This is a genomic window from Yunchengibacter salinarum, from assembly GCF_037658235.1.
In the GTDB taxonomy this organism is placed as follows: Bacteria; Pseudomonadota; Alphaproteobacteria; order Sphingomonadales; family Kordiimonadaceae; genus Yunchengibacter; species Yunchengibacter salinarum.
In genome coordinates this window covers 152,985-179,145 of the sequence record NZ_JBBJLN010000002.1, presented here as the reverse complement: position 1 = coordinate 179,145, position 26,161 = coordinate 152,985, and the positions used below count along the sequence as shown (strand labels likewise).

24 protein-coding genes are annotated in these 26,161 nt (G+C 63.8%); 16 read left to right on the top strand and 8 right to left on the bottom strand.

The features are described from left to right. Positions 1 to 14: 14 nt before the first annotated feature. Together WGH93_RS03005 and WGH93_RS03000 are read left to right on the top strand one after the other, a co-directional pair. The gene (locus WGH93_RS03005; RefSeq protein ID WP_374763372.1) at positions 15 to 491 is read left to right on the top strand and encodes a hypothetical protein; all 477 of its coding nucleotides are present in this window, start codon (positions 15 to 17) and stop codon (positions 489 to 491) included. Between the two features lie 208 nt (positions 492 to 699). Then, positions 700 to 1,305, top strand: coding sequence for a peroxiredoxin (locus WGH93_RS03000; protein WP_374763371.1), 606 nt, complete (start codon positions 700 to 702; stop codon positions 1,303 to 1,305). 76 nt (positions 1,306 to 1,381) lie between these two features. On the opposite strand, the gene WGH93_RS02995 is transcribed toward WGH93_RS03000, so the two are convergent. Further along, a complete protein-coding gene (locus tag WGH93_RS02995) occupies positions 1,382 to 2,122 on the bottom strand; it encodes a gamma-glutamyl-gamma-aminobutyrate hydrolase family protein (protein WP_374763370.1) in 741 nt (246 codons plus the stop codon). After that, a complete protein-coding gene (locus tag WGH93_RS02990; protein ID WP_374763369.1) occupies positions 2,109 to 3,131 on the bottom strand; it encodes an amidoligase family protein in 1,023 nt (340 codons plus the stop codon). The genes WGH93_RS02995 and WGH93_RS02990 overlap by 14 nt, the downstream gene beginning before the upstream one ends. A 207-nt stretch (positions 3,132 to 3,338) precedes the next feature. On the opposite strand from WGH93_RS02990, the gene trxB reads away from it, so the two are divergent. Next, on the top strand, positions 3,339 to 4,301 hold the full coding sequence (gene trxB / locus WGH93_RS02985; RefSeq protein ID WP_374763368.1) for a thioredoxin-disulfide reductase: 963 nt from the start codon (positions 3,339 to 3,341) through the stop codon (positions 4,299 to 4,301). 66 nt (positions 4,302 to 4,367) lie between these two features. Here trxB and WGH93_RS02980 read toward each other — a convergent pair whose 3' ends face one another. Beyond that, positions 4,368 to 5,066, bottom strand: coding sequence for a hypothetical protein (locus tag WGH93_RS02980; protein WP_374763367.1), 699 nt, complete (start codon positions 5,064 to 5,066; stop codon positions 4,368 to 4,370). An 89-nt stretch (positions 5,067 to 5,155) separates the two neighbouring features. Here WGH93_RS02980 and WGH93_RS02975 point away from each other — a divergent pair, with 89 nt between their 5' ends. Further along, the gene (locus WGH93_RS02975) at positions 5,156 to 6,046 is read left to right on the top strand and encodes a LysR family transcriptional regulator (RefSeq protein WP_374763366.1); all 891 of its coding nucleotides are present in this window, start codon (positions 5,156 to 5,158) and stop codon (positions 6,044 to 6,046) included. Continuing rightward, positions 6,043 to 6,798, top strand: coding sequence for a hypothetical protein (locus tag WGH93_RS02970; protein WP_374763365.1), 756 nt, complete (start codon positions 6,043 to 6,045; stop codon positions 6,796 to 6,798). The genes WGH93_RS02975 and WGH93_RS02970 overlap by 4 nt, the downstream gene beginning before the upstream one ends. A gap of 503 nt (positions 6,799 to 7,301) precedes the next feature. Here the strand turns inward: WGH93_RS02970 and proC are convergent. The 3 genes from proC to WGH93_RS02955 all read right to left on the bottom strand — a co-directional run bounded on the left by proC (position 7,302) and on the right by WGH93_RS02955 (position 9,482). Next, entirely contained in the window at positions 7,302 to 8,135 is an 834-nt protein-coding gene (gene proC / locus WGH93_RS02965) for a pyrroline-5-carboxylate reductase (protein WP_374763364.1), read from the bottom strand. Between the two features lie 116 nt (positions 8,136 to 8,251). Next, positions 8,252 to 8,764 (bottom strand): type III secretion system chaperone family protein, encoded by a 513-nt coding sequence (locus WGH93_RS02960; RefSeq protein WP_374763363.1) that lies wholly within the window; start codon positions 8,762 to 8,764, stop codon positions 8,252 to 8,254. A 328-nt stretch (positions 8,765 to 9,092) separates the two neighbouring features. Then, positions 9,093 to 9,482: an accessory factor UbiK family protein gene (locus WGH93_RS02955; protein ID WP_374763362.1), complete on the bottom strand. Its 390-nt coding sequence runs from the start codon at positions 9,480 to 9,482 to the stop codon at positions 9,093 to 9,095. A 185-nt stretch (positions 9,483 to 9,667) separates the two neighbouring features. On the opposite strand from WGH93_RS02955, the gene lgt reads away from it, so the two are divergent. From lgt to WGH93_RS02935, 4 genes are all read left to right on the top strand, one after another. Next, the gene (lgt, locus tag WGH93_RS02950) at positions 9,668 to 10,540 is read left to right on the top strand and encodes a prolipoprotein diacylglyceryl transferase (protein ID WP_374763361.1); all 873 of its coding nucleotides are present in this window, start codon (positions 9,668 to 9,670) and stop codon (positions 10,538 to 10,540) included. A gap of 5 nt (positions 10,541 to 10,545) precedes the next feature. Continuing rightward, positions 10,546 to 11,628 (top strand): class I SAM-dependent methyltransferase, encoded by a 1,083-nt coding sequence (locus WGH93_RS02945; protein ID WP_374763360.1) that lies wholly within the window; start codon positions 10,546 to 10,548, stop codon positions 11,626 to 11,628. After that, a complete protein-coding gene (gene pgeF, locus WGH93_RS02940; protein WP_374763359.1) occupies positions 11,625 to 12,383 on the top strand; it encodes a peptidoglycan editing factor PgeF in 759 nt (252 codons plus the stop codon). Before WGH93_RS02945 ends, pgeF begins: the two co-directional genes overlap by 4 nt. A 181-nt stretch (positions 12,384 to 12,564) precedes the next feature. Beyond that, positions 12,565 to 13,497 (top strand): ribose-phosphate pyrophosphokinase, encoded by a 933-nt coding sequence (locus WGH93_RS02935; RefSeq protein WP_374763493.1) that lies wholly within the window; start codon positions 12,565 to 12,567, stop codon positions 13,495 to 13,497. Between the two features lie 55 nt (positions 13,498 to 13,552). Here the strand turns inward: WGH93_RS02935 and WGH93_RS02930 are convergent, their stop codons facing one another. After that, positions 13,553 to 14,302, bottom strand: a complete 750-nt coding sequence (locus WGH93_RS02930; RefSeq protein WP_374763358.1) for a hypothetical protein — start codon at positions 14,300 to 14,302, stop codon at positions 13,553 to 13,555. 370 nt (positions 14,303 to 14,672) lie between these two features. Here WGH93_RS02930 and WGH93_RS02925 point away from each other — a divergent pair, with 370 nt between their 5' ends. From WGH93_RS02925 to WGH93_RS02900, 6 genes are all read left to right on the top strand, one after another. Continuing rightward, positions 14,673 to 15,341 (top strand): 50S ribosomal protein L25/general stress protein Ctc, encoded by a 669-nt coding sequence (locus tag WGH93_RS02925; protein ID WP_374763357.1) that lies wholly within the window; start codon positions 14,673 to 14,675, stop codon positions 15,339 to 15,341. A 96-nt stretch (positions 15,342 to 15,437) separates the two neighbouring features. Beyond that, the gene (pth, locus tag WGH93_RS02920; RefSeq protein WP_374763356.1) at positions 15,438 to 16,166 is read left to right on the top strand and encodes an aminoacyl-tRNA hydrolase; all 729 of its coding nucleotides are present in this window, start codon (positions 15,438 to 15,440) and stop codon (positions 16,164 to 16,166) included. Positions 16,167 to 16,171: 5 nt separating this feature from the next. Then, positions 16,172 to 17,275 carry a redox-regulated ATPase YchF gene (ychF, locus tag WGH93_RS02915; protein ID WP_374763355.1) on the top strand — a complete coding sequence of 368 codons (1,104 nt, stop codon included), beginning with the start codon at positions 16,172 to 16,174 and terminating at the stop codon, positions 17,273 to 17,275. 596 nt (positions 17,276 to 17,871) lie between these two features. Next, positions 17,872 to 19,035, top strand: coding sequence for an EAL domain-containing response regulator (locus tag WGH93_RS02910; RefSeq protein ID WP_374763354.1), 1,164 nt, complete (start codon positions 17,872 to 17,874; stop codon positions 19,033 to 19,035). A gap of 115 nt (positions 19,036 to 19,150) precedes the next feature. Further along, positions 19,151 to 20,497, top strand: a complete 1,347-nt coding sequence (locus WGH93_RS02905; protein ID WP_374763353.1) for a methyl-accepting chemotaxis protein — start codon at positions 19,151 to 19,153, stop codon at positions 20,495 to 20,497. Between the two features lie 124 nt (positions 20,498 to 20,621). Beyond that, a complete protein-coding gene (locus WGH93_RS02900) occupies positions 20,622 to 21,818 on the top strand; it encodes a PA0069 family radical SAM protein (RefSeq protein WP_374763352.1) in 1,197 nt (398 codons plus the stop codon). 11 nt (positions 21,819 to 21,829) lie between these two features. Here WGH93_RS02900 and putA read toward each other — a convergent pair whose 3' ends face one another. Continuing rightward, complete coding sequence (putA, locus tag WGH93_RS02895; protein WP_374763351.1) at positions 21,830 to 24,988, bottom strand: bifunctional proline dehydrogenase/L-glutamate gamma-semialdehyde dehydrogenase PutA; 3,159 nt, start codon at positions 24,986 to 24,988, stop codon at positions 21,830 to 21,832. Between the two features lie 262 nt (positions 24,989 to 25,250). On the opposite strand from putA, the gene WGH93_RS02890 reads away from it, so the two are divergent. Beyond that, complete coding sequence (locus WGH93_RS02890) at positions 25,251 to 25,805, top strand: glutathione peroxidase (RefSeq protein WP_374763350.1); 555 nt, start codon at positions 25,251 to 25,253, stop codon at positions 25,803 to 25,805. Positions 25,806 to 26,161: the final 356 nt, after the last annotated feature.

Here is a 26,161-nt window from a genome sequence, read left to right as displayed (position 1 = left end):
ATGGAGACATTAAAATGGATGCAAATGCCCCTGAATATATAAAATTTCTTTGGCGCCCTGTGATGGCGATACTCGCCCATTCAGCGAAAAACAAAAATGTAATTCCCTATAAAGACGTCGCTTATCTTTTGAGGACCCAAGATTTCACAGATAAAACATACACCAGACAAATAGGGCATATCGCCGGCACAGGGCAAAATTATCTTTGGGAGAATGAACCTAATATGCCACCGGTAAATGCAATAGCTGTTAACAAGGGAACTGGTCTTCCATCTTTATTTGGCAAAACCCATGGAGAGACTCACCTCCATCGTTACTTCAGACACAAGGGTTATTATTACAACCCTATGGCGGATATAGACGAAGAAAACATGGATAGGCAGCAAAGGTCGCAGATATTTAAGGCTCGTAACGAAATTTTCGAAAAGGTGAAGGATGACGTCTTCAACTATTCCCACTGGGATACCATCCTGAAAAAGCTGGCCCCTTGAACCCTTGAAGGCGCGGGCGGGGTGCCTATGTCCTTTGATGCGTGCGGCGGGCGCGGCTGATTGATGCAGTCGATCAGACTGAACCAAAAGCATCGGTTGGCGCCGCGTTCGTTACACCCTACAACAGGGGCAGACCCCCGAAGGTGACATGCCTTCGGGGCGCCCACCGGCACCCCGCCGGTCCAACGCATTCATGAGGAGGACGACCATGGCCGTACTTGCAGGCAAACCCGCACCCGATTTCACCGCCACCGCCGTGATGGGCGATGGCACCATCAAGGAAGGCTTCAATCTGAAGGAGTATATCGGCGACGATTATGGCCTGATCTTCTTCTATCCGCTGGACTTTACCTTCGTCTGCCCGTCCGAAATCCTGGCGTTCAACAACCGCATGGAACAGTTCGAAAAGCTGGGCGTGAAAGTGGTGGGCATTTCCATCGACAGCCAGTTCAGCCACTTTGCATGGCGTGAAACGCCGGTGGAAAAAGGCGGCATCGGCCCGGTAAAATTCCCGCTGGTGGCCGACATCACCAAGCAGATCGCCCGCGATTATGACGTGCTGATCGAAGAGGACGGCGTGGCCCTGCGCGGCACCTTCCTGATCGGCAAGGACGGCAATGTGTGGCACCAGTATGTGAACTTCCTGCCGCTGGGCCGCAATGTGGATGAATTCGTGCGCCTGGTAAAAGCGCTTCAGTTCCACGAAGAGCATGGCGAGGTATGCCCCGCCGGCTGGAACGAAGGCGACGAAGGCATGAAGGCCGATCAGGCCGGCGTGGCCGACTATCTGGCCAAGCACACCGAAAAGCTCTAGGCCGCCCTTTCAAGCCTGAAATGCGTGCCCGGTCAGCCCCGCTGGCCGGGCATTTTTCCAGGCCCGTGCCCCGGCATCAGGCCCGGTTCGGGGCGGGCACCCGTTCCCGCGCCGCCGCCACAAGCGCGCGGAACAGGCGCTGCTGGGCACGGTCGAAAATAAGAAATTCCGGGTGCCACTGCACACCCACCATGAAGCGCTCGCCGCTGCGTTCTATGGCCTGCACGATCCTGTCGCGGTCGCGGGCCACCACGGTCAGGCCGTCGCCGATCCGGTCCATCGCCTGATGGTGCAGGCTGTTGATGCGGGCCTGCCGGCGCCGCACAATCCCATGCAGGCGGCTTTCTTCCACGATGCGGATGGTCCTGAGCGGCATCACCGTGCGCGGCGGGTTTCGCACCCCCAGCTTTTCGCTGATGTCGTGATGCAATGTGCCGCCATAATGCACATTCATCATCTGGGCGCCGCGACAGATGCCGAGCACCGGCTTGCCCGTGCCGTCAAAAGCCTGCAACAGGTCCAGTTCCAGCGCGTCCCTGTCCGGGTCCAGCCGCACATCCACGGTCAGTTCGCCGCCATAGAGCGTGGCGCCGATATCATCACCGCCGCCCACCACCAGCCCGGCAAGGGTCGCCGGGTCCACCCGGCGCGCGGGGGTGATCCGCACCGGCGCGCCCCCGGCCCGCCACACGGCCAGCCAGTCGCACCACCAGGCGATCCGGCTTTTATATTCGGATGTGGTGACACCGATTCGCGGGCGGCTTCCCCGCCAGGCGGCGGGGTTGCCCGGCGCCTGGCCTTCGTCAGCGCGCGCCATCGGGGCCCTCCCACCAGGCCATCAGCCGCTCCAGCCATTGCACCGGGCGGGCACGGCCATGGGTTTGAATGAAGGCGCGGGCTTCCTTTTCCAGTTGGGCCGGGTCCGCCGCCAGCGATTCCACGGCCATCCAGCTATTCCAGACCGTCACCGCCGACCAGCCCGCCTCGGCCAGCCGCATGTCCGGCAGGCGATAGTGGAAAGTGGGTCTGGCCTTGATCCGGCCATCCTGAATCAGGCGGTCCACCCGCGCCGGGTCCAGATGACGGAACAGGGGCCACATATCCAGTTCCCGGTTCCGGGTGGGGTTGAAGTGGCCATAATCATCGATCAACCGGCCCAGGTCCGGCCTGTAGGACGGGTCCACCACCTTCAGCGCATAAGGCTTGGGAAACGGGTTGGCATGGGGCAGCAACCGCCGCGTCCAATCCGTGCTGGATTGCTCCCTAAGCCAGGGGGATAGCACCATATAGGCCCGCATCATCCGGGTCAGATGGTCCGCATCCAGCCGCGCCGCTTCCGGGTTCAGATGCAGGCCGAAGGCATAAAAGGCGCCTTCCGTGGTGCCCCGCGCCCCGGCGGCGCGCAGCCGGTCGAACAGCGGGTCCAGCCCGTCCAGTTCAGACCAGGGCACCGGCGGGGTCACGATTTCCGTCGGCACCACGCCCTGAAAGGCATCGCCGATCAGCTCCCGCGCGCCCGCATCCATTTCACGGGAAAACTGGCGCCAGTCCGCTTCCAGATCGTCTTCCGGCCCGTCATCATCCGGCACGGCGTGCGGGTCGGGGTGGGCGAATCGGGTATCCAGTTCAACCGTAAAGGTGCCCCAGCGCGCGTCCGCCACGCGAAACCGGTGGGGGTCTTCCTGATGCAGCGTGCCGCCATACAGTGCCGCCACCAGCCGGGCGGCATCAGCGGCGGGATAATCGGCAAACTCCAGTTCCACGCCGACACGCCGGGGGGCGCCGCCCTCGGTATCGGGCCATGGGGGATGTCTCAATGTTGACACGGGCTCTCCTCTGACTGGGATAAAACTAGGGGCAATAAAGCCTTCCGACAAGGTGCGCCCCTTGCGGCGGGCCTTGCCTATCACTCACACTGATCGGCATTCTTGATTTGCAACCATGGGCCAAATCCCTATTTATGACCGCAGAGAATGAAACGACGCGGCCCGGCGGCCAGTCCATGAAAACGATCCGGTTTTAGGAGCGAGGCGATGAGCGACACCAAACACACCAAGATGCTGATTATCGGGTCCGGCCCCGCTGGCTATACGGCGGCCATCTATGCCGCCCGCGCCAGCATCGAGCCCCTGATCGTAACCGGAATGCAGGCCGGCGGTCAGCTTACCATTACAACGGACGTGGAAAACTATCCCGGCTTCGCGGAAGCCGTGCAGGGCCCCGACCTGATGGAAGCCATGCGCCAGCAGGCGGAAAATGTGGGCACGGAAATCGTGTTCGACATGATCACCGAAGTGGACCTGCACGCCACCCCCAAGCGCGCCGTGGGCGACAGCGGCACCGTCTATACCGCCGATACGGTGGTGATCTCCACCGGCGCGCAGGCCAGATGGCTGGGCCTGGATTCGGAAGCCCGCTTCAACGGCCACGGCGTATCCGCCTGCGCCACCTGCGACGGCTTCTTCTATCGCGGCAAGAAGGTGGCCGTGGTGGGCGGCGGCAATACCGCCGTGGAAGAAGCCCTGTTCCTGTCCAATCTGTGCGCGGAAGTGACCCTGATCCACCGCCGGGACGAATTGCGGGCGGAAAAAATCTTGCAGGATCGCCTGTTCAAGAAGCCCAATGTGCGGATGAAATGGGACAGCGAACTGGATGAAGTTCTGGGCGAAGACGACCCGCTCGGCGTGACCGGCATCCGCATTATGAACAAGAAAACCGGCGAAAAGGAAGAACTGGGCGTGGAAGGCGTCTTCATCGCCATCGGCCACAAACCGTCCACGGAAATCTTCAAGGGCCAGCTTCCCATGGATGATGAGGGCTATATCTTCAAAAAGCCGGACAGCGCCCAGACCGACATTCCCGGTGTCTATGCGGCGGGCGACGTGACGGACAAGATTTACCGCCAGGCCGTGACCGCCGCTGGCATGGGCTGCATGGCCGCACTGGAAGCGGAAAAATATATCGCCGAACTGGAAGAAGGCGAAGAAGCCGCCTGATCCCGGCCAATCGGCGACGGCGAAACGCACGGCGCCCGGCCCTTTGCACAAAGGGGCCGGGCGTTTTCAGTTGAAGGGATCGTCATAATCCCCGTCATCATGCCCAAAGGCACCCTGCCCGCCCCCGATGGCAGGCTGCACCGGGGACTGCGGATCGTTCGGCGGGGGGTCATGGGGAAATTCCCGATCCCCTGATGATTCGGGCCCTGGGGGCTGCTCATCAAACGACGACACGGGCGCCGCATCGGTTTCATGCGGACGGTCATATGAGGGCGCCGGCGCCGGTTCGGGGTCAGGCGCGGCATGGGGCTCAGGAGGAGATTCGGGGCTTGCTGGTTCGGGGCTTGCTGGTTCGGGGCTTGCTGGTTCGGGCGGCGCTTCCGGCCCGCCCTCTGCTGCCTGCCGCGGGGCGGCGGCACCGTCATCCGGGTCGTCCACGGCATCTTCATCGCCAAAGGGGCTGTCCTCAAAGGCCCCTTCCAACCCTTTCACCGCCGCCTTGCCCGCCTCGGTCAGGCCGACCGCGTTGCGCCCGTCCCCCATATTGGTGAAGTGCAGCAGGCCCACACCCCGCCCCTCGGACAACAGCGACAAATGACGATAGGCTTCCGGCTCGCTCAGGCCAAGGGCGCGCGCCACATCGCCCGCCGTGGGCCGGTCCTTGCCCGCCACATACAGAAAACTAACCACGGCTTCCGGGGTCACATTGGGAAAACTGGCCCGGAAATAATTGGCCGCTTTTTTAAAAAGGGTGGAATCGAACATCCCTTGTCACCCCCTGTCATGTTAGAAATACTTTAACCGAACAATCGCGCACCACAAAGGGCGGGCGCAGTGGGCAATGGGGATCATGAATGGATTGGGACAGGCTGAGGATTTTTCACGCCGTGGCGCAGTCGGGCAGTTTCACCCGCGCGGGCACCGCCCTGAACAGCAGCCAATCCGCTATTTCACGCCAGATTCGCACCCTGGAAGAAAGCCTTGGTACAGCCCTGTTCACCCGCCACGCCCGCGGCCTGGTGCTCACGGAAGACGGCAGGCGGCTTTATGCCACCGCCGAAGACGTGGTGCGCCGCATCGAGGAAACCGAGCGCCAGTTGATGGAAAGCCGGGAAAAACCGGCGGGCCTGTTGCGGGTCACCACCATGGTTACCTTCGGGGCCGTGTGGCTCACCCCGCATCTCAACCAGTTTCTGGAACAGTATCCCGATATCGACATCAAGCTGATCCTGGATGACGAGGATGTGGACCTGTCCACCGGCAAGGCGGATGTGGCGATCCGCCTGCACGAACCGGAACATGCGGACCTGATCGCCCGACCGCTGGCCACCTTCCACGCCCATATCTATGCCAGCCCCGCCTATCTGGACCGCAAGGGCACGCCGCGCAGCAGGCGCGATCTGGACCATCATGACCTGATCACCTTCGGGGAAACCGGCTCCCCCACCATCAAGGGGCTGAACTGGCTGATGGCCGTATCCAAAGGGACCAAACGCGCCCCCCGGCTTCAGGTGAACAATCTGTACGGTGTGCTGCACGCGGTGGAAGCGGGGCTGGGCCTGGCGGTTCTGCCGGATTATCTGGTGCATGACCGCAAGAAACTGGTGCGCGTCCTGCCGGAAGAGGAAGGCACCACCTTCCGCAGTTTTTATTGCTATCCGCCGGAGCTGAAAGGCTCCCAGCGTGTCAATCTCTTCCGGGATTTCATGATCCGGCAGATCCGGTCGGAAACGGACTGGCTATGAAAAAATCACGAAGCGAAAAGTTCTTTGAAAGGAAATTCACGATAATCGCCAAAGAAAAATTTCCTGATCGAATATTTATGAATAATTTTCCTTTATATTATAGCCAAGACAAAACCCGCGGAAAAAGGGAGGTGCCATTATACCTATGCGACCTTATAGAGATCGATGAGAGAGGTAATTTTCATTTATGGGAAATGAAAATATTTACCAGCGATCAAATACATAGAGGTGACGTTATTGGACAATTAATATCGTATAATTTTCTTTTTAATACTTGGAGAAAATTGCAAAATTCTGAAGAATTCATAAATGATGTTTTTCTAAATGAAGGAAGAAAACATGGATACAAAAAAGAACACATTAAAAAATTATTGAATCCAGAAAAAATAAAATTAAAAAGCTGGAATATAGTTGCCTGCGGGGGAATAGGTTATGAATTTGCCGCCGGTTATAATAATATAGCATGGCATCTATACTCAGATTTTAGTTACCTTGATAAAAATGATGGTATACATAGGAACTTCTGGCATTTTTATGAGACAGAAAACGGATTTGATCTTCGGTCTATTTGGGAACTAAACGCTCTTAAACCATCTTTTTTCTCCATAGATTCGAATGTATTTCCCATACCTCATATACGTAATGAATTTGATATATCGAGCCATGAAAATCTACATCGACGGCGCAAGCCTTGCGGACTTCATTTAAAGGCATGGGAATTTATACATGGCAAAAAAGTCGAGGTTAAATAATTGTTAACCATGCATTTTTTGCATGGCAGCTATCGAAAATCGGCTATTCTCTGAGCGAACGGTCAGGATTATATCCCCTCCAACGCCGAATGAGGCGCGTGGGACGGTTCAATCCGTCTTGGTCGGCTCCGGGGTCCTCCCCCCCTCCCACTCCCCCCCGGAGCCGACATCCCCCCTTTGCAATCGATTACATTTTTCCGCTCACGCCTTGGCCGCTTGCGCGGCCCGGCATTGTTTCCGCTCACGCAAGCGCGCTTCGCGCGCGCTCCGCGAGGGCGCGGCACTTGCCGCGGGCCACGCTTGTGGCCTCCGCTCATCCCGCGCAGTGGCGGGATGGCGGTAGAGGCGGCGTTGGTGCGGGATTTGTTCGCCGCTCACGCAAGCGTGCTGCGCTCACCGCTCCGCGAGGGCGCGGCACTTGCCGCGGGCCACGCTTGTGGCCTCCGCTCATCCCGCGCAGTGGCGGGATGGCGGTAGAGGCGGCGTTGCTGCGGGCGGGGCCGTCATCGGCCTGCCAGGGTCCGTGCCCGCTTCAGCGCGGCGCGCGCCGTTCGCTTCATCAGGCTGACCAGTTCGCCCCCGTCCTTCAGTTCCTCCAGCCCCGCCGCCGTCACGCCGTTCGGGCTGGTCACCTGTTGGCGCAGGTCCGCCGCGCTCACATCCGTCCGGCTGGCCAGCAGGGCACCGGCACCGATCAGGGTATGACGGGCCATGTCCTCGGCCATATCCGGCTCAAGGCCCAGATCGCGGGCGGCGGCGGCCATGGCCTCAACCATATGAAAGCAATAGGCGGGCCCGCAGCCGGAAATGGCCGTGCCCGCATCAAGCTGGTCTTCGCTTTTCATCCAGAACACCCGGCCCACGGCGCTCATGCACTGCCCGGCGAGAACGCGGTCAAGCTCTTCCACACCCGAACCGGCATACAGCAGCGTGACCCCGGCCCCCACAGCGGCGGGGGTGTTGGGCATGGCGCGCACAATGCACCGGTGCCCGCCCAGACCGCGTTGCAGGCTATCCATGGCGGTGCCCGCCGCCACCGACACCACCAGCGTATCAGCCGCAAGCACCGGCTCCAGCGCGGCAAGCACATCGGCAATGATCTGGGGCTTGACCGCCACCACGATCATGCGTGGGTGCACCGAGCCGGGCAGCCTGTCAGGGCTTTCATGGAAATGGCCGGGGTCGGCCCCGTCCAGCGCGGCTTTCGCCACCGGGTCGATCACATGAAAGGCGGCCGGGTCCAGCCCCCTGTCCAGCCAGCGGGTGGCCATGGCGGCCCCCATATTGCCGCAGCCCACCAGAACGAGCGGTTCACGAGCGGTAAAATCACTGAGCATGGCGCGGGGCTCCCGTTTCAAGGGGGTAGGTTCAGGGGTTCAGGAACAGTGCCGACCATGCCGCCCCGCCCCGCCTTTGGCAAGAGGCCACATACCCGCCCCCGCGCTGCCGCCGGTCAGGCGGAGCCCGCCACGTCCAGCATGGCGGATTCCACCGCTTCTTCCGGGGACTGACCGCCCCACATGATGAACTGAAACACCGGGTAGAAGCGCTCGCAGTCCCCCACCGCCGTTTCGATGATGGTGGCCAGATGATCAGCGGAAAAGCGACCCATGGCCGGGTCCGCCGCCAGGCTGGCATGGCGGAACAAAAGCACCCCTTCATCGGCCCAGAATTCGAAATGGCCGATCCACATGCGCTCATTGATCAGGCCAAGCGCCTTGTAAATGCTGTCCCGGCAGGAATCCGGCACCTTCATGTCGAACAGGCAGGCAAACTGCAATGTGCGAAAATCGTCCCGCCAGAACAGGCGAAACTGCAAATCGGTATAATGACCGTTCAGGAACAGCATCAGCTCATTGTCGTCATGCCGTTCATAAATCCAGTCATTGATCCCGGCCAGATCCTCGGCCAGGTCAACCGGATTGGTGGCCGCGGCGCTGCGCGTCTCGGTGGCCAGCGTGGTCATGGTGCCTTTCCCCCCGGTGTTTCCGGCGCCCTTGCAGGTCCGTCGCGGCAGGGCCAACCGACGAACCCGGCGTGCGTCGGTTAATGCATCAGCAATGACAAGGCCAAAGTCACAGTATCTGGCTCCTTCTCAGAAGACCAACACCACATATAGCGTGCCACCGGGCGAGTCCGCTGGCAAGGCCCGAACCGCCCGGCTGTGCATTTTTCTGTGGATAATTTGTGCAAAAGGCCGAAAAATCGCGGAATCACAAAGGGTTCCGGTGCCCTGGCACCGAAACCCCATGCTCATGCGATTTGCCCTTCGCGCTCAGTCAGCCTTGATCGCGTCAAGCCTTGCCCGGCGCGCTCTTGCCCGATGCGCCTTTACCGGCGCCTGCCTTGCCAGCACTTTCCTTGGCGGTGCTTGCCTTGGCAGTGCTTGCCTTGGCGGTGCTTGCCTTGCCACCCGTGGCCGCCTTGCCGGAAGCGGACCCGCGCGGCGCGGCCTTCAGCGCCTCGATCTCGGCCTTCAGCGCGGCATTCTCCTCCCGCGCGCGGGTGGCCATGTCGCGCACCACGTCAAACTCGTCGCGCGTTACCAGGTCCATCTGCTGCAACTGCTGATGCAGCCATTGGCGGAAATGGTCTTCCATCTCGGAACGGGCGCTGTTCATGGCCCCCGCGGCACCGGACATCAGATTGGCCAGATCATCGAAAAAGCGTGAATTGGTCTGCATGGGTAGGCTCCTTCCAGCGGGGCGCGCCCCAGGGGAACGATCCGATGGGGTTCGCGGCGATCATAATCTATTGATATGGCAAGCCACGGGCGTTTTGACAACCGCCCCGCCCGCGTCACGCCAACCTTGACACACGGAACCGGGCCGCCAAGATGCGCCCACCCAAGTCAAACAAGGCGCGCTCCATGTCCGTTTTCGCTGATGCCATCGCCAGCCTTTCCGCCCTGCTGCCGGTGGCTGTCCTGACCTTTCCCGATATCGGGCCGGTGATGGTGGAAATCGGCCCCGTGCCGATCCGCTATTATTCGCTGGCCTATATACTGGCGCTGCTGATCGGCTGGTGGTTCGTCCGCCGGCAGGCCGCAACGCCGGATGCGCCCATCAGCCGAACACAGGTGGATGACCTGCTGACCTGGGCCATGCTCGGCGTCATCGCGGGCGGGCGGATCGGCTATGTGCTGTTCTACAATCTCGGCCATTATCTGGACCATCCCAGCCAGATTCTAAGGCTGTGGGATGGCGGCATGTCCTTTCACGGCGGCTTTCTGGGCGTGGTGCTGGCGCTGATCCTGTTCTGCCGCAAGCACGCACTGGCGCTCTGGCGCGTGGGGGACCGGGTGGCCGTGATCGCGCCGGTGGGGCTGTTCCTGGGGCGGCTTGCCAATTTCATCAATGGCGAACTGTGGGGCCGGCCAAGCGATGTGCCCTGGGCCATGGTGTTTCCGGCAGACCCGGCGGCCCTGCCCCGCCACCCCAGCCAGCTTTATGAAGCGGGGCTGGAAGGGCTGCTGCTGTTCGCCGTCCTGATCGGCCTTTATCGCCTGACGGGGCTGGCACGGCGGGCGCCCGGCGCGCTGGTGGGTGTGTTCGTGGCGGGCTATGGCACGGCCCGCTTCATCGTGGAATTTTTCCGCGCACCGGATTCCCATCTGGGCCTGAGCCTGGGCCTGTCGCAGGGGCAATGGCTGTCCCTGCCCATGGTGGCGGTGGGCGTTCTTCTGTGGGTCGCCGCCCATGCACACCGCCTGCCCGCACCCCGCCAAAGCCGGAAGGGCTGAGCCCGATGGCGGCCCCCGCGCCCCTGCTGAACCGGCTGGCCCGCCGCATCCGCGCGGAAGGCCCCCTGACCATGGCCGATTACATGACCGCCGCCCTGATGGACCCGCGCCACGGCTATTATCAGCAAAAGCAGGTGTTCGGCACGGCGGGGGATTTCATCACCGCGCCGGAAATCAGCCAGATGTTCGGCGAAGTGATCGGCCTGACCATGGCTCATTTCTGGGACCGGACGGGCCGCCCGGAAAACAGCCTGCTGGTGGAACTGGGGCCGGGCCGCGGCACCTGCATGGCGGACATGCGCCGGGCACTGGCCGTGCAGCCCGCCGCCCGCCAAGCGCTGGCCCCGCACATGGTGGAAGCCAGCGCCCGCCTGAAGACGCTTCAGAAACAGGCCGTGCCCGATGTGATCCACCACACCACCCCGGACAGCCTGCCGGACGGGCCGATCTTTCTGCTCGGCAACGAATTTCTGGACGCCCTGCCCGTCCACCAGTTCGAAAAGCGCGACGGCCAGTGGCTGGAGCGGCGGATCGGCCTGGCGGACGACACCGCCCACACGCCCCGGCTGGTGCCGGTTCTGACCCATCCCGGCGCCGCCTTTGCCCTGCTGGATGAAAGCCGCACCGCCGCCGCGCCCGATGGCACCGTGCTGGAAGTGTGCCCCGCCGCCCGCAGCCTGGTGGCCACACTGGCGGATCGGCTCAGCCGCCACGGCGGCGCGGCGGTGCTGATCGACTATGGCAGCCACCGGCCTGGCACGGGCGACACGGTGCAGGCGGTGAAGGATCATGCCTATGCCGATCCGCTGGCGGCGCCCGGCACCGCCGACATCACCGCCCATGTGGATTTTGCCGCGCTGGTCGCCATTGCCGAAGAACAGGGCATTCCCGCCCGAATCGCCGATCAGGGGGCCTGGCTGATGGAAGCGGGGCTGGGCCTGCGCGCCGAACAGTTGGCCGCCGGGGCCGATGAAAGCACCCGTCGGGATATTCTGGCCGCGCTGAAAAGGCTGACCGCGCCGGATCAGATGGGCACCCTGTTCAAGGTTTTGACGCTGGGCCCGATCGCCGCCACACTGGAACCATGACCCAGCCGCCCTTTCAACGCGCCGCCGCGCTTGCGCCCGTCACACACGGCTTTTTCAGCCGTCGGGGCGGCGTGTCCACGGGGCTGTATGACAGCCTGAACTGCGGCGTGGGATCGCACGATTCGCCCGATCTGGTGGCGGAAAACCGCCGCCGTGTGGTGGCGGCCCTGGGCGGCGGCGGCCCGCTATTGACCGCCCATCAGCACCACAGCGCCGACGCCATTGCCGTGTCCGCCCCCTTTGACGGCGACCGCCCCAGGGGGGACGCACTGGTCACCGCCACGCCGGGGCTGGTGATCGGGGTTCTGACGGCGGACTGCACCCCCCTTCTGCTGGCCGATGCGGAGGCGGGCGTGGTGGCCGCCGTCCATGCGGGATGGCGCGGCGCGCGGGACGGCATTGTGGATGCGGCCATCACCGCCATGGAGCGGCTCGGCGCCCGGCGCACGGCCATCCGGGGCGCCATCGGGCCGGTGATCACGGCCCCCAGCTATGAAGTGGACAGCCGGTTCGAGGCGGACTTTCTCGCCCGTGACGCCGGGTCCGCCCGCTTTTTCAGCGCTGGCCGGGATGAAGACCACCGCCAGTTCGACCTGCCCGGCTATGTGGCGGATCGCCTGGTACAGTTGGGCATTGCCGCGCCGGACGGGCCGCTGGCGGACACGCTGACCCACCGGAACTATTTCTCCTATCGCCGTTCCCGGCAGGCGGGGGCGGAAGATTATGGGCGACAGGTGGCGGCCATCAGGCTGTAACCGGCATGGATGCGCCCCTGCGCAGGGGCGCTTTGCGTCTTATGCGCGGGGCGCTTTACAGGGCGCGCCAAGTGCTGATAAAGACCATCGCGCAGGCGGGCGCGGCGCCCGCATTGGGGCCTGGCCATGGCAAGGCCATCCACAACGATCAGGGGCGAACAGGGGAGAGCCGACCGTGGGCATGAAAATCCTGAGCGGGAATGCGAATCCGGCACTGGCAGAGGCCATTGCCGCCTATCTGAACATGCCGCTGACCAAGGCGTCGGTGAAGCGATTTTCCGATGGTGAAATTTTTGTGGAGATACAGGAAAACGTCCGCGGTGAGGACGTTTTTTTGATTCAGCCCACCCATAATCCGGCCAATGACAATGTGATGGAACTGCTGATCTGCATTGACGCGCTCAGGCGCGCATCGGCCAAGCGGATCACGGCGGTGCTGCCCTATTTCGGCTATGCCCGGCAGGACCGCAAACCCGGCCCGCGCACGCCCATATCCGCCAAGCTGGTGGCCAATCTGATCACCAAGGCGGGCGCCGACCGGGTGCTGACCATGGACCTGCACGCGGGCCAGATTCAGGGCTTTTTCGATATCCCCACGGACAATCTCTATGCCATGCCCGTACTGGTGCGGGACCTGAGGGAAAAATATGGCGACCGGGACAATATGATCGTCTCGCCCGATGTGGGCGGCGTGGTGCGTGCCCGCGCCTATGCCAAGCGCCTGGATGCCCCCATCGCCATCGTGGACAAACGCCGCGAGCGGGCGGGCGTGTCGGAAGTCATGAATATTGTGGGCGATGTGGACGGCAAGCACTGCGTGCTGGTGGACGATATCTGCGACAGCGCGGGAACGCTGTGCAATGCCGCCGCCAAGCTGGTGGAAGGCGGCGCCAAGTCCGTATCCGCCTATCTGGCGCATGGCGTGTTTTCCGGCCCGGCCATGGAGCGCATTACCGACAGCGTGATCGAGGAAGTGGTGGTCACGGACAGCATCCGCCCAAGCCCGGACGTGGTCGCCAATGAGAAGGTGCGGGTAGTGACCGTGGCCCCGCTGCTGGCGGAAGCGATGAACCGCATTGCCCATTCCACAAGCGTTTCCAGCCTGTTCGACTGACCCGCCCAGGCCGGGCATCCAGCCGGTCAGCGCGCGGGGCGCGGGGGCCGCTTCCTCAGCGGGAAGCGCCCTCGTCCTTCGGGGGTGTGGCGCCCGTGCCCGCACCGGCCTGTTGCTGGGCGGGCGCGCCATCCATACACCAGGACAGGGCCGTATCAAAATCCGCCGGGAAACGCGGGTGATCCGCCATCAGCCCGCGGGAGACCTCATAGCCGATCTCCCATGTGCGATAGGGAAAAACGTCCACCTTTGACTGCATCTGCAATCTGGCTTTCGGTTCCAGCGTGCGTTCAAGCGGAACGGACAGAACGGCATCCACCTCACCCGTATAAAGCATTCCCAACAGGCGTTTCGGTTCGGCGCTGCCCTTCACGAAGGTCATGCCCAGTTTCTGGATTTCCTTGCTCAGCCGGGAGCCGTGAAAGGCGGTGGCCCGCGCCTGCTGCATAAAGGCGGGATCGTCCGGCGTCAGCGTAGCGGTTTTCAGCACGTGCCAGCGGGTTTCAAGTGTCGCCATCGGGCCTGCCTGGCGCGGCTGGCGCGGCCCCGCATCCCGCAGTGCCACCGGGAACCAGATCAGATGACGGTCGCTTTCCAGCAACCGCCCCGCGCGGGACAGCGGCGCCAGCCGGATCACCACATCCTGCTTCAGCCGGGCCATGGCGCAGCGGAACAGGGTCACGCCCGGCCCTTCAACACCGCCACCATCCAGGGCGCGGGCATAGGCGGTTTCGCCGTGGGTGTACATTGGCAGCACGGCGCGCAGCGGCCCATCCGCCGCCCGTGCAAAAGGGGCGGCCTCCATTGTCACGAGACCCAGGAAGAACGCTGCAAGCAATCCTGCCGCCCATCGCCGACCAGGGCCAACGATCACAAGACAGGTGCACAAGAATTTCAAAACAACCATGTGATCATTATCAGACAGGCGGATTTCCATGCTGTAAACAATTTCATTCAATTTTACTGAAAACCCGACACAACTTTTCACATTTCCGAGAGTGGTGCGAGCCTTCTCCAGCAGGGGAATCCCCTTGCCAAAGGCGACAAAAGGCTGTATTCCGCGCCCGACCCGGTGGCCGGACTGTGCCACCGGGCAATCCGCCCTTGCATCCCTGGAGGAAGTGGCGGTCCCGCACCGGATGGGCCGGTGGGGCTTGAAATTTGGAGAGACATCGATGTCCGATACGGAAATCCTAGAGGCGGAATCGCGCGACCGGGTTGGTAAGGGAGCCTCCCGCGCCGTTCGCCGCGCCGGCCTGATTCCCGCCGTGATCTATGGCGGGTCCAAAAAGCCGGAATCCATCCAGCTTCCCTATAACCGGATCAAGGCCCTGATCAACAAGGGGCACTTCCTGTCGCAGACCTTCAAGATCACCGTTGATGGTGGCAAGAAGCAGGCCACCGTCCTGCCGCGGGATCTGCAACTCGATCCGGCCAATGACCTGATCATGCACATCGACTTTCTGCGCCTGGAAAAAGGCGCCACCGTGGTGGTCAATGTGCCCGTGCATGTGGTCGGTGAGGAGGAAAGCCCCGGCGTGAAGCGCGGCGGCGTTGTCACCGCCACCCGCCACGAAGTGGAACTGGACGTGCCCGCGGATGACATCCCGGAAGAGCTGACTATTTCCGTGGCCGGGCTGGACATCAACGAAGCCGTCAAAATCTCGGATGTGGACCTGCCCAAGGGCTGCCAGCCTACCATCACCGACCGGGATTTCACCATCCTGACCATTTCCGCACCCAGCAGCCTGAAATCCGAGGAAGGCGCTGAAGAGGAAGAAGCGGAAGAGCCCGAAACCACCGTTCAGGGCGCCGGGACGGACGACGAAGGCGAAGAGGAATAATCCTCCGCTGGCGTGTCTTCGGGGCCGGTCGGCATATGCTGGCCGGCCCCTTTTGCTTCCACCGCGCACCGGTGTGACAGACAAAGAGAGGCGACCATGCTGCTTCTGGTAGGGCTGGGCAATCCCGGTCGGGCATATGCCGGGCACCGACACAATGTGGGCTTCATGGCCGTGGACGCCATTGCCCGGCTGCACGGCTTTCCCGCCTTTCGCGCGCGCTTTCAGGGCCAGATGAGCGAAGGTCGCCTGGCGGGGGAAAAGGTTCTGCTGTTCAAGCCGGAAAGCTATATGAACCGCAGCGGCCACCCGGTGGCGGAAGCCGCGCGCTTCTTCAAGCTGGCGCCGGACGATGTGGTGATCTTTCACGACGAGCTGGATCTGGCTTTCGGCAAGGTGCGGCTCAAGACCGGCGGCGGCCATGCGGGGCATAACGGCCTGCGGTCCATCGACGCGCAGTTCGACAATGCCACTCGCCGGGTGCGCATCGGTATCGGCCATCCCGGCGACAAGGCCATGGTCACCGGCCATGTGCTGGGGGATTTCAACAGTGCGGAAAAGGCGGACCTGCCCCATCTGCTGGACTGCCTCGCCCGCCCCATCGACCATCTGGTGGCCGGTGATGCGCCGCGCTATCAAAGCGATGTTGCCGCCTGCCTGGGCGCCCGACCCGATACGGACACGGCACCCAAACAGGCCGCCAATGCCCCCCGAAAAGCAGATTCGAACAGGCCAGCCACGGAAAAGACCGTGGCGGAAAAGAAAGCGGACGGGCCGATGGCGGCCATGCTCCGGTCATTGCGTCCCGGCAACAGGAACAAGGATTAGAATTCATGGGTTTCAAATGCGGTATTGTGGGCCTGCCCAATGTGGGCAAATCCACCCTGTTCAACGCGCTGACCAATACCGCCTCGGCAGCGGCGGAAAACTACCCCTTCTGCACCATCGAACCCAATGTGGGCGAAGTGCCGGTGCCGGACGAGCGCCTGTTCAAGCTGGCTCAGATCGCGGGCTCGGCCAGCGTCATCCCCACGCGGCTGTCTTTCGTGGATATTGCCGGGCTGGTAAAGGGCGCTTCCAAGGGGGAAGGGCTCGGCAACCAGTTCCTGGCCAATATCCGCGAGGTGGACGCCATCTGCCATGTGCTGCGCTGCTTCGAGGATGATGACATCACCCATGTGGATGGCCGGGTGGACCCGGTGGCCGACGCCGAAACCATCGAAACCGAACTGATGCTGGCGGACATGGACAGCCTGGAGAAGCGCAAGGACGGCCTGACCCGCAAGGTGAAAAGCGGCGACAAGGAAGCCGTCGCCACCATGAAGCTGGTGGACAAGGCCATCGCCCTGCTGGCCGATGGCAAGCCCGCCCGCCTGCTGGAACCGGCGGACGCGGAGGAAGCCCGCCTGCTGCGCAATCTGCAACTGCTGAGCGCCAAGCCGGTGCTGTATGTGTGCAATGTGGGCGAGGACGAAGCCGCCGACGGCAACACGCTGAGCCGCAAGGCCGAAGCCATGGCCAGCGAACAGGGCGCCGGCGTAGTGGTGATTTCCGCCGCGGTGGAAGCCGAAATCGCCACCCTGGACGACGAAGCCGAAAAGGCGGAATTTCTGGAAACGCTGGGTCTCGGCCAGACCGGCCTGGCGCGGGTGATCCGGGCGGGCTATGACCTTCTGCACCTGATTACCTTCTTCACCTGCGGCCCGAAGGAAGCCCGCGCCTGGACCGTGCAAAAGGGCGCCACCGCGCCGCAGGCGGCGGGCGTGATCCATACCGATTTTGAAAAGGGCTTCATCCGCGCCGAAACCATCGCCTTTGACGACTATATCGCCTGCGGCGGCGAAGTGGGCGCCAAGGAACAGGGCAAGATGCGCCTTGAGGGCAAGGACTATCTGGTCCGCGACGGCGACGTGCTGCTGTTCCGGTTTAATGTTTAGAGGTCTTTGATTCCGCTCACGCCTGAGCGCTGCGCGCTACGGCTCCGCGAGGGCGCCGCACTGGCGGCGGGCCACGCTTGTGGCCTCCGGCGCTGCCGTGAGGCAGCACCGGTAGAGGCGACGTTGGTGCGGGTGGAGCGAGGTTTGTGTACCGCTCACGCCTGAACGCTGCGCGTTGCGGCTCCGCGAGGGCGCCGCATAGGCGGCGGGGCGCGCTTGTGGCCTCCGGCGCTGCCGTGAGGCAGCACCGGTAGAGGCGACGTTGGTGCGGACGGAGCGAGGTTTGTGTACCGCTCACGCCTGAACGCTGCGCGTTGCGGCTCCGCGAGGGCGCCGCATGGGCGGCGGGGCGCGGTCGCGCGCTTGGTTTCCGCTCACGCTTGTTCGCTGACGCTCACCGCTCCGCGAGGGCGCCGCATGGGCGGCGGGGCGCGGTCGCGCCCGTCGGATAGGTCGGATCGGTCTGTGGGGGCGGTTTGATTGGCGCTCTCGCTTTGGTGCGGGCTTGCGCCGGGTTGGATGGTGGCCCTACACTTCCGCGCGGGAAACGCCCGGTGGTAATGGTTGGGCCGGGCATGGCCCTGAGGGGAAAACGCATGGACACGCATATTCTGGTGGTGGATGCCACCGGCACCCTGCGCGACGCCGCCCACCGGGCATCGAGCCAGCATGGCACGCCGATCGCCCATGCGGCCACGCTGGATCAGGCGGTGGAAGTGCTTGCCACGGAACACTATGACGCCCTTCTGGTCCATATGGGCGCGCTGGGGGCGGACCTGGAAAGCGGCCTTCAGGCGCTCGCCAGGGGCGGCAAGGGGGCATCCGTGGTTCTGGTGTCCGACGGTGACCCGGCGCGGCTCGCCCATGCCGAGGATATGGCGCTGGCCTACAGCATCAATCTGCTGGGCCATCTGGAACCGCCGCTCAATGCCAATGACCTGACCGACCTGCTCGCCGGCATAATGGATCGGCGCGTGGGTGGCGACAGCCCGGTTCTGATGGAAACCGAATTCGTCCGTGGCCTGATGACGGATGGCCTGACCCCGCTTTTACAGCCCCGTCTGGACCTGGCCGACAATCGGGTGTCCAGCTTCGAAGTGCTGGCCCGCTGGCGCAGCCCGCGCGGCGCCCTGTTGGGGGCGGGCGCGGTGCTGAAACTGGCGCTGGAAAAAGGCTATATGGACGTGCTCACCTACCGCATGTTGGAACTGGCGGCGGAGGTGCAGGGCCGCTGGGCCGGAGAGGGGGTGTCCGTGCCGCTGTCCGTAAATGTGGACAACCGCAACCTGGCCAAGCCGGATTTCGCCGACGTGGTGGCTTCGCTGGCCAGCCAGTTCGATGTGCCCCCCGCGCTTTTGCGGCTGGAAGTGCAGGACAGCAGCCTGGATCTGGACCATCCCCCGATCGACGCCATCAAGGACCTGTATGACCGGGGCTTCTCGCTGGCGCTGGACGATTTCGGCGGCGGCTTTGCAACCCTCATCACCCTGGCGGACATACCCTTTCAGGCGCTGCTGGTGGACCGCGCCTTCATCCGCGCCGCCACCGGCAGCGACCGGGCGCGCATGGTGCTGGAATGCGCGGTGGAACTGGGCCGCAGGCTGGGCCTGTCCGTGGTGGCGGAAGGGGTGGAAAGCGCGGATCAGCTTGCGCTGGTGCGCGAAGCCGGGTTCAGCCACGCCCAGGGCTATCTGATCGCGCCGCCCATGCCGGTGGAAAAGGCCCGCGCCTATCTGGACGACCCCCACCCCATCCCCTGAGCCCCCCCTGCCCCGCGCCATAAACGCGCATTGACGCGGGCCGGGCGCTCTGCTTCGATCCGTTAAAGTTTTATCGAGCAGGCCCGGCGCGGGTTGGCAAGGGGAGGCGAATATCATGGATCAGGAACACACAAGCGAAGCCCGCTTGGCCAATCTGGAAACCTATCTGGCCGCTTTGGAATCCGGTGAAGCGGGCAATACGCCGGATGATCCACTGGCACGCCGGATAGACCGCCTGCTTGCCGCGCGATCCGGCAAAGAAGACAGCCAGGCCCGCGATCGCCTGCGCCGCACCGTAACCATCGCCGTGGGCGCCAACAAGGGGGTGACCCGCGTGGCCCGGCTGATGCGCACCGCGCGCCAGGTGGATGACGGCGCCCAGTCCATCGCCGCCGCGTCGGAGGAACTGGTTCAGTCCGTCTCGGAGATTGCCGAAAACGCCAGCCAGGCCACCGCCGAGGCGGAACAGGCCAGTTCTGAAGCGGATACGGGCCGCCAATCCGCCCACACGGCGGTGGACACCATGAATTCCGTGGCATCAGGCGTGGCTGAAGCGGTGACAAAGGTGAACCGGCTGGCGGAAGCCTCGGTTCATATCGGCGATATCGTGGATACCATTGACGGCATCGCCGGGCAGACCAACCTGCTGGCGCTCAACGCCACCATCGAAGCCGCCCGCGCCGGGGAAGCGGGCAAGGGCTTTGCCGTGGTGGCCAGCGAGGTGAAAACCCTGTCCCAGCAGACCGCCCGCGCCACCGAAGATATCCGCAAACGGATCGCCGACCTGCGCGACGAGATCGACGGCATCGTCACCAGCATGGGGGATGCGGAAAAGAACGCCCGCACCGGCCAGGACGCCACAGGCACCGCCGGGGACGCCATTGCCCGACTGGCCGAAACGGTGGACAGCGTGAAAACCCGAATGCAGGACGTGAGCGCCATCCTGTCCCAGCAAACCGAAGCGGCGCAGGAAATTTCCGGCACCATCCAGTCCATTTCCGGCCAGAGCGCTGAGACGGTGCGCACCGTGGCCGATGCGATCGCCGCCCTGAAGGAGCTGGACAGCCCGCTACAGGCCGGAATCGACAGCGTGCTTGAGGCCGACCTGCCCTATGCCACGCTGGAAGTGGCCAAGGCGGACCATGTGATGTGGATGCGCAAACTGGCGGAAATGCTGGCTGGCGAAATGCGCCTGAACCCGAACGAACTGGCCGACCACCACAAATGCCGCCTGGGCCAATGGGCGGATAGGCTGGATGACCCGGCCATCACCAACCACCCCGCCTTTCAGGAGCTGGAATCGCCCCACAGCGAGGTGCACAGGGCCGGTATTGAGGCGGCGCAAGCCTATCAACGGGGCGACCTGGCCACCGCCGTGGATGCGGTGGATCGTGCGGGTGACGCATCCGCCAGGGTGATGGCCCTGCTGGACCGCCTGAGCGGCGACCTGTTCAGGGGGTAGCGCAAAGGCAGGTCCGGGTTCAAAAAACCGGGCCTTGCCCACATGCCCCACAGGGACCATTTTTTGTTTGTTCCTGATTTGTTCCTGATTTGTTCCTGATTTGTTCATGGTGTAGATTGTGGCCATGAACATGTCGCATGACAATCGCACAGGCGCTTATGGGGGCGCGAGCACGGGGGCCGGCGGGGATGCCCACAGAGACGCCCACGGGAGCGCGCCCGCCACCGGCCTTGTACGCAAGGGCATGGGTGCGGTCGGCAATCCGGCGGGCCGGTACGAGCGCTTCGAAACCCTGCTGGTGGATGATGGCTGGAACGGCCTGGCCGCCGAGGCGGAATCCCGCCCCCGGCGGGAAATCACGCCGGAAACCCCGCGCCATGCCCTGATGCGCAACCGCTCCCCCGACATACCCTTTGATCGGTCCATCAATCCTTATCGCGGCTGCGAGCATGGTTGCATCTATTGCTTCGCCCGGCCCACCCATGCCTATCAGGGCCTGTCACCGGGGCAGGATTTCGAACGGCGCATCACCATTAAACCGGGCCTTGCGGAGCGCCTGGGCCACGATCTCGCCCGCAAGAATTATCAGGTGAAGCCCATCGCCATCGGCACCAATACCGACCCCTATCAGCCGGTGGAAAAGGAAACGCAAACCACGCGGCAAATACTGGAAACGCTGAACAGGCACAATCATCCGGTCACGCTGCTCACCAAATCCCGGCTGATCCTGCGCGACCGGGACATATTGGCGGACATGGCCCGGCGCAATCTGGTCAAGGTATCACTGTCCCTCACCACGCTGGACCACAAACTGTCCGCCACGCTGGAGCCCCGCGCCACCACCCCCACCCGGCGGCTGGATGCCATGCGGGTGCTGGCGGATATGGGGGTGCCGGTGGGCGTGATGGTGGCACCGGTCATACCGGGCCTGAATGACCATCTGCTGGAAGAACTGTTACAGGCCGCGGCACGCTCCGGCGCGCGGGAGGCGGGCTTCATCCCCCTGCGCCTGCCGGGCGAAGTGGCCCCCCTGTTCGAGGAATGGCTGCGCACCCATTTCCCCCACCGGGCGGGCAAGGTGCTTTCCGGTGTCCGGGCGTTGCACGGGGGCGCGCTCAACGATCCCGGCTTTCATGACCGCTTCCGCGCCCAGGGCATGGAAGGGGCGTTGCTGCGCCAGCGTTTTCACATGGCCGCCCGCGCCGTCGGGCTGAACCGCCAGGCCCCGATACGGCTGGATTGCAGTGCCTTCACACCGCCGAACCGGGCCGCACTGAAGGATGCGGCGCGCGGCCAATATTCCCTGTTCGACCCGGCCTGATTCAGGTGGCCTCAGCCATCCGACAGGCTGAACAAGGCCGTATTGCCGCCGATCGCGGCGGTGTTCACCGTCAACACCCGTTCATTGGCGAAGCGGTACAGATAATGCGGCCCGCCCGCTTTCGGCCCGGTGCCCGACAGGCCCTGCCCGCCAAAGGGCTGCACGCCGACCACGGCGCCGGTCATGTTGCGGTTGATATAGCTATTGCCCGCCTTCACCCCGTCAAACAGCGTGGCCCAACGGTTTTCCAGCCGGGAATGCACGCCAAAGGTCAGGCCGAAGCCGGTGCTGTTGATCGCGGCGATCACCTTGTCCAACTCAGACGCATCGAAGCGCACAATATGCAGCACCGGGCCGAAAACCTCGCCGTCCAGTTGGTGAATGCCGTCGATCTCGAAGATATGCGGCGCCAGATAAGTGCCATACTGGGTGCCGTCGGTCAGGTCGGCACGGGCCACCAGCCGGGCTTCCCGCTCCATCCGGCTCACATGCGCTTCCAGCCGTGACAGCGCCTGCCGGTCGATAATCGGCCCCACATCGGTGGCCGGATTGCCGGGATAACCCACCCGCCGCTCCTTGAGGGCGCCCACCAGCATATCCTGAAACCGGTCAGCCACATCGCGCTGCACATAAAGCACCCGCAGCGCCGAACAGCGTTGCCCGGCGGACCCGAAGGCGGACAGCAGCACGTCATCCACCACCTGCTCATGCAGGGCGGTGCTGTCCACCACCATGGCGTTCTGGCCGCCGGTCTCCGCGATCAACGGCACGATCGCCCCGTCCCGCGCCGCAAGCGTTCGGTTGATCGCGCGGGCCGTCCGGGTGGACCCGGTAAAGGCCACACCGCTGATGCGCGCATCCGCCACCAGCGGCGCCGCCACATCCGCGCCGGGGCCGAGGATCAGATGCAGCACATCTTCCGGCACGCCCGCCTCATGGAACAGGCGCACCGCCTCATGGGCCACAAGGCATGTCTGCTCCGCAGGTTTGGCGATCACCGTATTGCCCGCCGCCAAGGCGGCGGCAAGCTGGCCGGTGAAAATGGCCAGCGGGAAATTCCACGGCGCGATGGTCAGGAACACACCCCGCCCGGTCAGCATCATGCGGTTGCTTTCCCCGGTAGGACCGGGCAATTCGATGGGCGTCTCGAAGCCATCTTCCGCCTGCACCGCGTAATAGCGCAGGAAATCCACCGCCTCGCGCACTTCCGCCACGCAGTCATCCAGTGTTTTGCCCGCCTCGCGGATCAGCACGTCGCTCAGGCGCGCCATATGGGCTTCCAGCGCATCCGCCATGCGGCGCAGGATCGCCGCCCGCGCCGCGCCGCCCCGGCTGTCCCAGGCGGGAAAGGCGGCCTCGGCAGCCTGCACGGCGCGCTCCAGATCATCCGGTTCGGCAAAGGCGGCACTGCCCACGCGCTCCCGCCCGTCGGACGGGCTCATCACCGGCTCGGCCGCACCACCGCCGGGCTTTCCGCCAATCAGGCAGGTGGCGTTCACCTCGCGGGTGGACGCGCGCTCAATCGCGGCAAGGAAAGCGTCCCGCTGGGTCTCGTCATACAGGTTGATGCCCTTGCTGTTGCGCCGCCGCGCGCCGTACAGATCACCCGGCAGGGGAATGGCCGAATGGCGGACCCGATCGCCGCCGGTGGTCTCATAAGGGTCGGTGGCGATTTCCTCCACCGGCACATCCGCATCCATGAACCGGTTGACGAAGCTGGAATTGGCGCCGTTTTCCAGCAGCCGACGCACCAGATAAGGCAGCAGGTCCGCATGGGCGCCCACCGGCGCATAAGTGCGCGTGGTGATGGTCTGGCCCAGCGCCCGGCCCGCCGCCTCGTACAGCAGATCGCCCATGCCGTGCAGCTTCTGGAATTCGAACGGCCGATCCCCCGCCATATGGGCGATGGCGGCGATGGTATGGGCGTTATGGGTGGCGAACTGCGGGTAAAAGGCCGCGCCCGCATCCAGCATCCGCGATGCCGTCACCAGATAGCACAGGTCCGTATTGGGCTTGCGGGTAAAGACGGCATAGTCCGCCTCTCCGCCGATCTGGGCGTGCTTGATTTCCGTGTCCCAATAGGCCCCCTTCACCAGCCGCACGGGGAAACGGCGCCCGGTGGCGCGGGCCAGATCGGCCAGCCAGTCCACCACCTCCGGCGCCCGTTTCTGATAGGCCTGCACCGCCAGGCCCAGCCCTTCCCAGCCGGCCAGTTCCGGGTCTTCCGCCAGCGCCCTGAACAACCGGAGCGACAGGTCCAGCCGATCCGCTTCCTCGGCATCAATGGTCATCTGAATGTCATAGTGCCGCGCCCGCTTGGCCAGCGTCTTCACACGGGGCAGCATTTCGGCCCGCACCCGGTCCTCGTGCAGGCTGTCATAGCGCGGATGCAGCGCCGACAACTTGATCGACAGGCTGGACCGCTCGTGCGGGCTGGCGCCATCCACGCCCGTGGCCTGGCCCACCTGTTCCAGCGCATCGGCATACATCTCGAAATAGCGCTCTGCCGCCGCCATGGTGCGCGCCCCCTCGCCCAGCATGTCAAAAGACATGCGGCGGCGCTCCTCCGGCTGCTTCGCCTGGCGGGACAGTGCCTCCGCGATGGAGCGGCCAAACACGAACTGACGACCCATGATCTTCATGGCCTGCCCCACGGCACCGCGAATCACCGGCTCGCCGGTACGGCTGACCATGCGCTTGATCCAGGCACCGGGGCTTTTCGTGATGCCGTCATCCAGCGACACCACCCGCCCGGTCAGCATCAGCGCCCATGTGGAAGCATTGACGAACACGCGATCCGAATGGCCCAGATGGGATGACCAGTCCCCCGATCGAATCTTTTCGGCGATAAGCTGATCCCTGGTCCGGTCATCCGGCACGCGCAACAGCGCTTCGGCCAGGCACATCAGCGCCACGCCTTCCTGATTGGACAGGCCGAATTCCGCCAGAAAGGCATCAAGACTGCCCTGATCCTCCCGCATGGCGCGGCTTTGGGCCACAATGGCGCTGGCGGCGGCGGACACCGCCGCGCGGCCCGGCCCGTCCAGCGGATAGGCTGCCCGCAGATCGCCCACCACCTCCGCCTCGTCCGCGTGAAAGCGTGCGCGCACCGCACCGAGGCCGCTCGCCTCCGCGCTATGGGTCATTTTCTGGGCAATCTGGTCATCCATGCCGCGTCTCCCGACAAACCGGTTTCATATGAAAGTTACTCTTTTCTTAACGCACCACGCACCCCCCTGTCACCCGGAAGCGGCCCCGGCGCGCGCCCTTGCCCCGAAAAGCAAGAAACCGGCAGCGGGCGGGCGTTTTCAGACAGCTCTGTTGCGTCAAACCACGCCCGTCGCGCAGCAAGGCAGACACCGAGCGGGCCTTGCTTTTCACCCGCACCGCCCCACTATAGGGGCAGGTGCAATTTCACGGGGGGAGCGACCCATGCTGAAACGATTTTTCATCACCATCATGGCCACGGCGGCCCTGGCCCTGCCCGCCACCGCCGGGGACGGCAAGAGCGCATTCGATTTCACCCTCACATCCATCGACCGGTCGGCCATGCCGCTGGATCAGTACAAGGGCAAAACCCTGCTGGTGGTGAACACCGCCACCTATTGCGGCTTCACCCCGCAATATGAGGGGCTTCAGGCGCTGTGGGACCAGTACCGGGACGACGGGCTGGTGGTGATCGGCGTGCCCAGCAATGATTTCGGCGGGCAGGAGCCGGGCTCCGAGCAGGACATCAAGCGCTTCTGCAAGATGAACTATTCCGTGGATTTCCCCATGACCATGAAGATGAAGGTGAATGGCGAGGAAGGCACGGCGGACTTCTACAACTGGCTGGCCGATCGCATGGGCGAAGGCTCCCGCCCCGCGTGGAATTTCCACAAATATCTGATCGCGCCGGACGGCACGCCCAAAGCCTATTTCGACAGCAAGGTGGAACCGCAATCCGACACACTGGTAGCGGCGGTGAAAGACACGCTGGGGAAATAAAGGGGTTATTAACCGCTCACGCCTTGACCGCTTGCGCGGCCCGGCTTTGTTTGCCCTCACGCAAGCGTGCTGCGCACGCGCTCCGCGGGGGCGCGGCACTTGCCGCGGGCCACGGTCGTGGCCTCCGCTCATCCCGCGCAGTGGCGGGATGGCGGTAGAAGATAGGTTGGGGTAAGCGGGGCGCGGGCTTATTTGATTTCACGCCTTGGCCGCTTACGCGGCCCGGCTCCAAATGGGCGCCGCATTGGCGGCGGGCCACGGTCGTGGCCTCCGCTCATCCCGCGCAGTGGCGGGATGGCGGTAGAAGATAGGTTGGGGCAAGCGGGGCGCGGTCGCGACCAAGGGATGGGTCCGTG

Bases quoted from the DNA above. Each gene is read 5' to 3' on its own strand.
- WGH93_RS03005 (WP_374763372.1), top strand. From the start codon at position 15: ATGGATGCAAATGCCCCTGAATATATAAAATTTCTTTGGCGCCCTGTG.
- WGH93_RS03000 (WP_374763371.1), top strand. From the start codon at position 700: ATGGCCGTACTTGCAGGCAAACCCGCACCCGATTTCACCGCCACCGCC.
- WGH93_RS02995 (WP_374763370.1), bottom strand. From the start codon at position 2,122: ATGGCGCGCGCTGACGAAGGCCAGGCGCCGGGCAACCCCGCCGCCTGG.
- trxB (WP_374763368.1), top strand. From the start codon at position 3,339: ATGAGCGACACCAAACACACCAAGATGCTGATTATCGGGTCCGGCCCC.
- WGH93_RS02980 (WP_374763367.1), bottom strand. From the start codon at position 5,066: ATGTTCGATTCCACCCTTTTTAAAAAAGCGGCCAATTATTTCCGGGCC.
- WGH93_RS02975 (WP_374763366.1), top strand. From the start codon at position 5,156: ATGGATTGGGACAGGCTGAGGATTTTTCACGCCGTGGCGCAGTCGGGC.
- WGH93_RS02970 (WP_374763365.1), top strand. From the start codon at position 6,043: ATGAAAAAATCACGAAGCGAAAAGTTCTTTGAAAGGAAATTCACGATA.
- proC (WP_374763364.1), bottom strand. From the start codon at position 8,135: ATGCTCAGTGATTTTACCGCTCGTGAACCGCTCGTTCTGGTGGGCTGC.
- WGH93_RS02960 (WP_374763363.1), bottom strand. From the start codon at position 8,764: ATGACCACGCTGGCCACCGAGACGCGCAGCGCCGCGGCCACCAATCCG.
- WGH93_RS02955 (WP_374763362.1), bottom strand. From the start codon at position 9,482: ATGCAGACCAATTCACGCTTTTTCGATGATCTGGCCAATCTGATGTCC.
- lgt (WP_374763361.1), top strand. From the start codon at position 9,668: ATGTCCGTTTTCGCTGATGCCATCGCCAGCCTTTCCGCCCTGCTGCCG.
- WGH93_RS02945 (WP_374763360.1), top strand. From the start codon at position 10,546: ATGGCGGCCCCCGCGCCCCTGCTGAACCGGCTGGCCCGCCGCATCCGC.
- pgeF (WP_374763359.1), top strand. From the start codon at position 11,625: ATGACCCAGCCGCCCTTTCAACGCGCCGCCGCGCTTGCGCCCGTCACA.
- WGH93_RS02935 (WP_374763493.1), top strand. From the start codon at position 12,565: ATGAAAATCCTGAGCGGGAATGCGAATCCGGCACTGGCAGAGGCCATT.
- WGH93_RS02930 (WP_374763358.1), bottom strand. From the start codon at position 14,302: ATGGAGGCCGCCCCTTTTGCACGGGCGGCGGATGGGCCGCTGCGCGCC.
- WGH93_RS02925 (WP_374763357.1), top strand. From the start codon at position 14,673: ATGTCCGATACGGAAATCCTAGAGGCGGAATCGCGCGACCGGGTTGGT.
- pth (WP_374763356.1), top strand. From the start codon at position 15,438: ATGCTGCTTCTGGTAGGGCTGGGCAATCCCGGTCGGGCATATGCCGGG.
- ychF (WP_374763355.1), top strand. From the start codon at position 16,172: ATGGGTTTCAAATGCGGTATTGTGGGCCTGCCCAATGTGGGCAAATCC.
- WGH93_RS02910 (WP_374763354.1), top strand. From the start codon at position 17,872: ATGGACACGCATATTCTGGTGGTGGATGCCACCGGCACCCTGCGCGAC.
- WGH93_RS02905 (WP_374763353.1), top strand. From the start codon at position 19,151: ATGGATCAGGAACACACAAGCGAAGCCCGCTTGGCCAATCTGGAAACC.
- WGH93_RS02900 (WP_374763352.1), top strand. From the start codon at position 20,622: ATGAACATGTCGCATGACAATCGCACAGGCGCTTATGGGGGCGCGAGC.
- putA (WP_374763351.1), bottom strand. From the start codon at position 24,988: ATGGATGACCAGATTGCCCAGAAAATGACCCATAGCGCGGAGGCGAGC.
- WGH93_RS02890 (WP_374763350.1), top strand. From the start codon at position 25,251: ATGCTGAAACGATTTTTCATCACCATCATGGCCACGGCGGCCCTGGCC.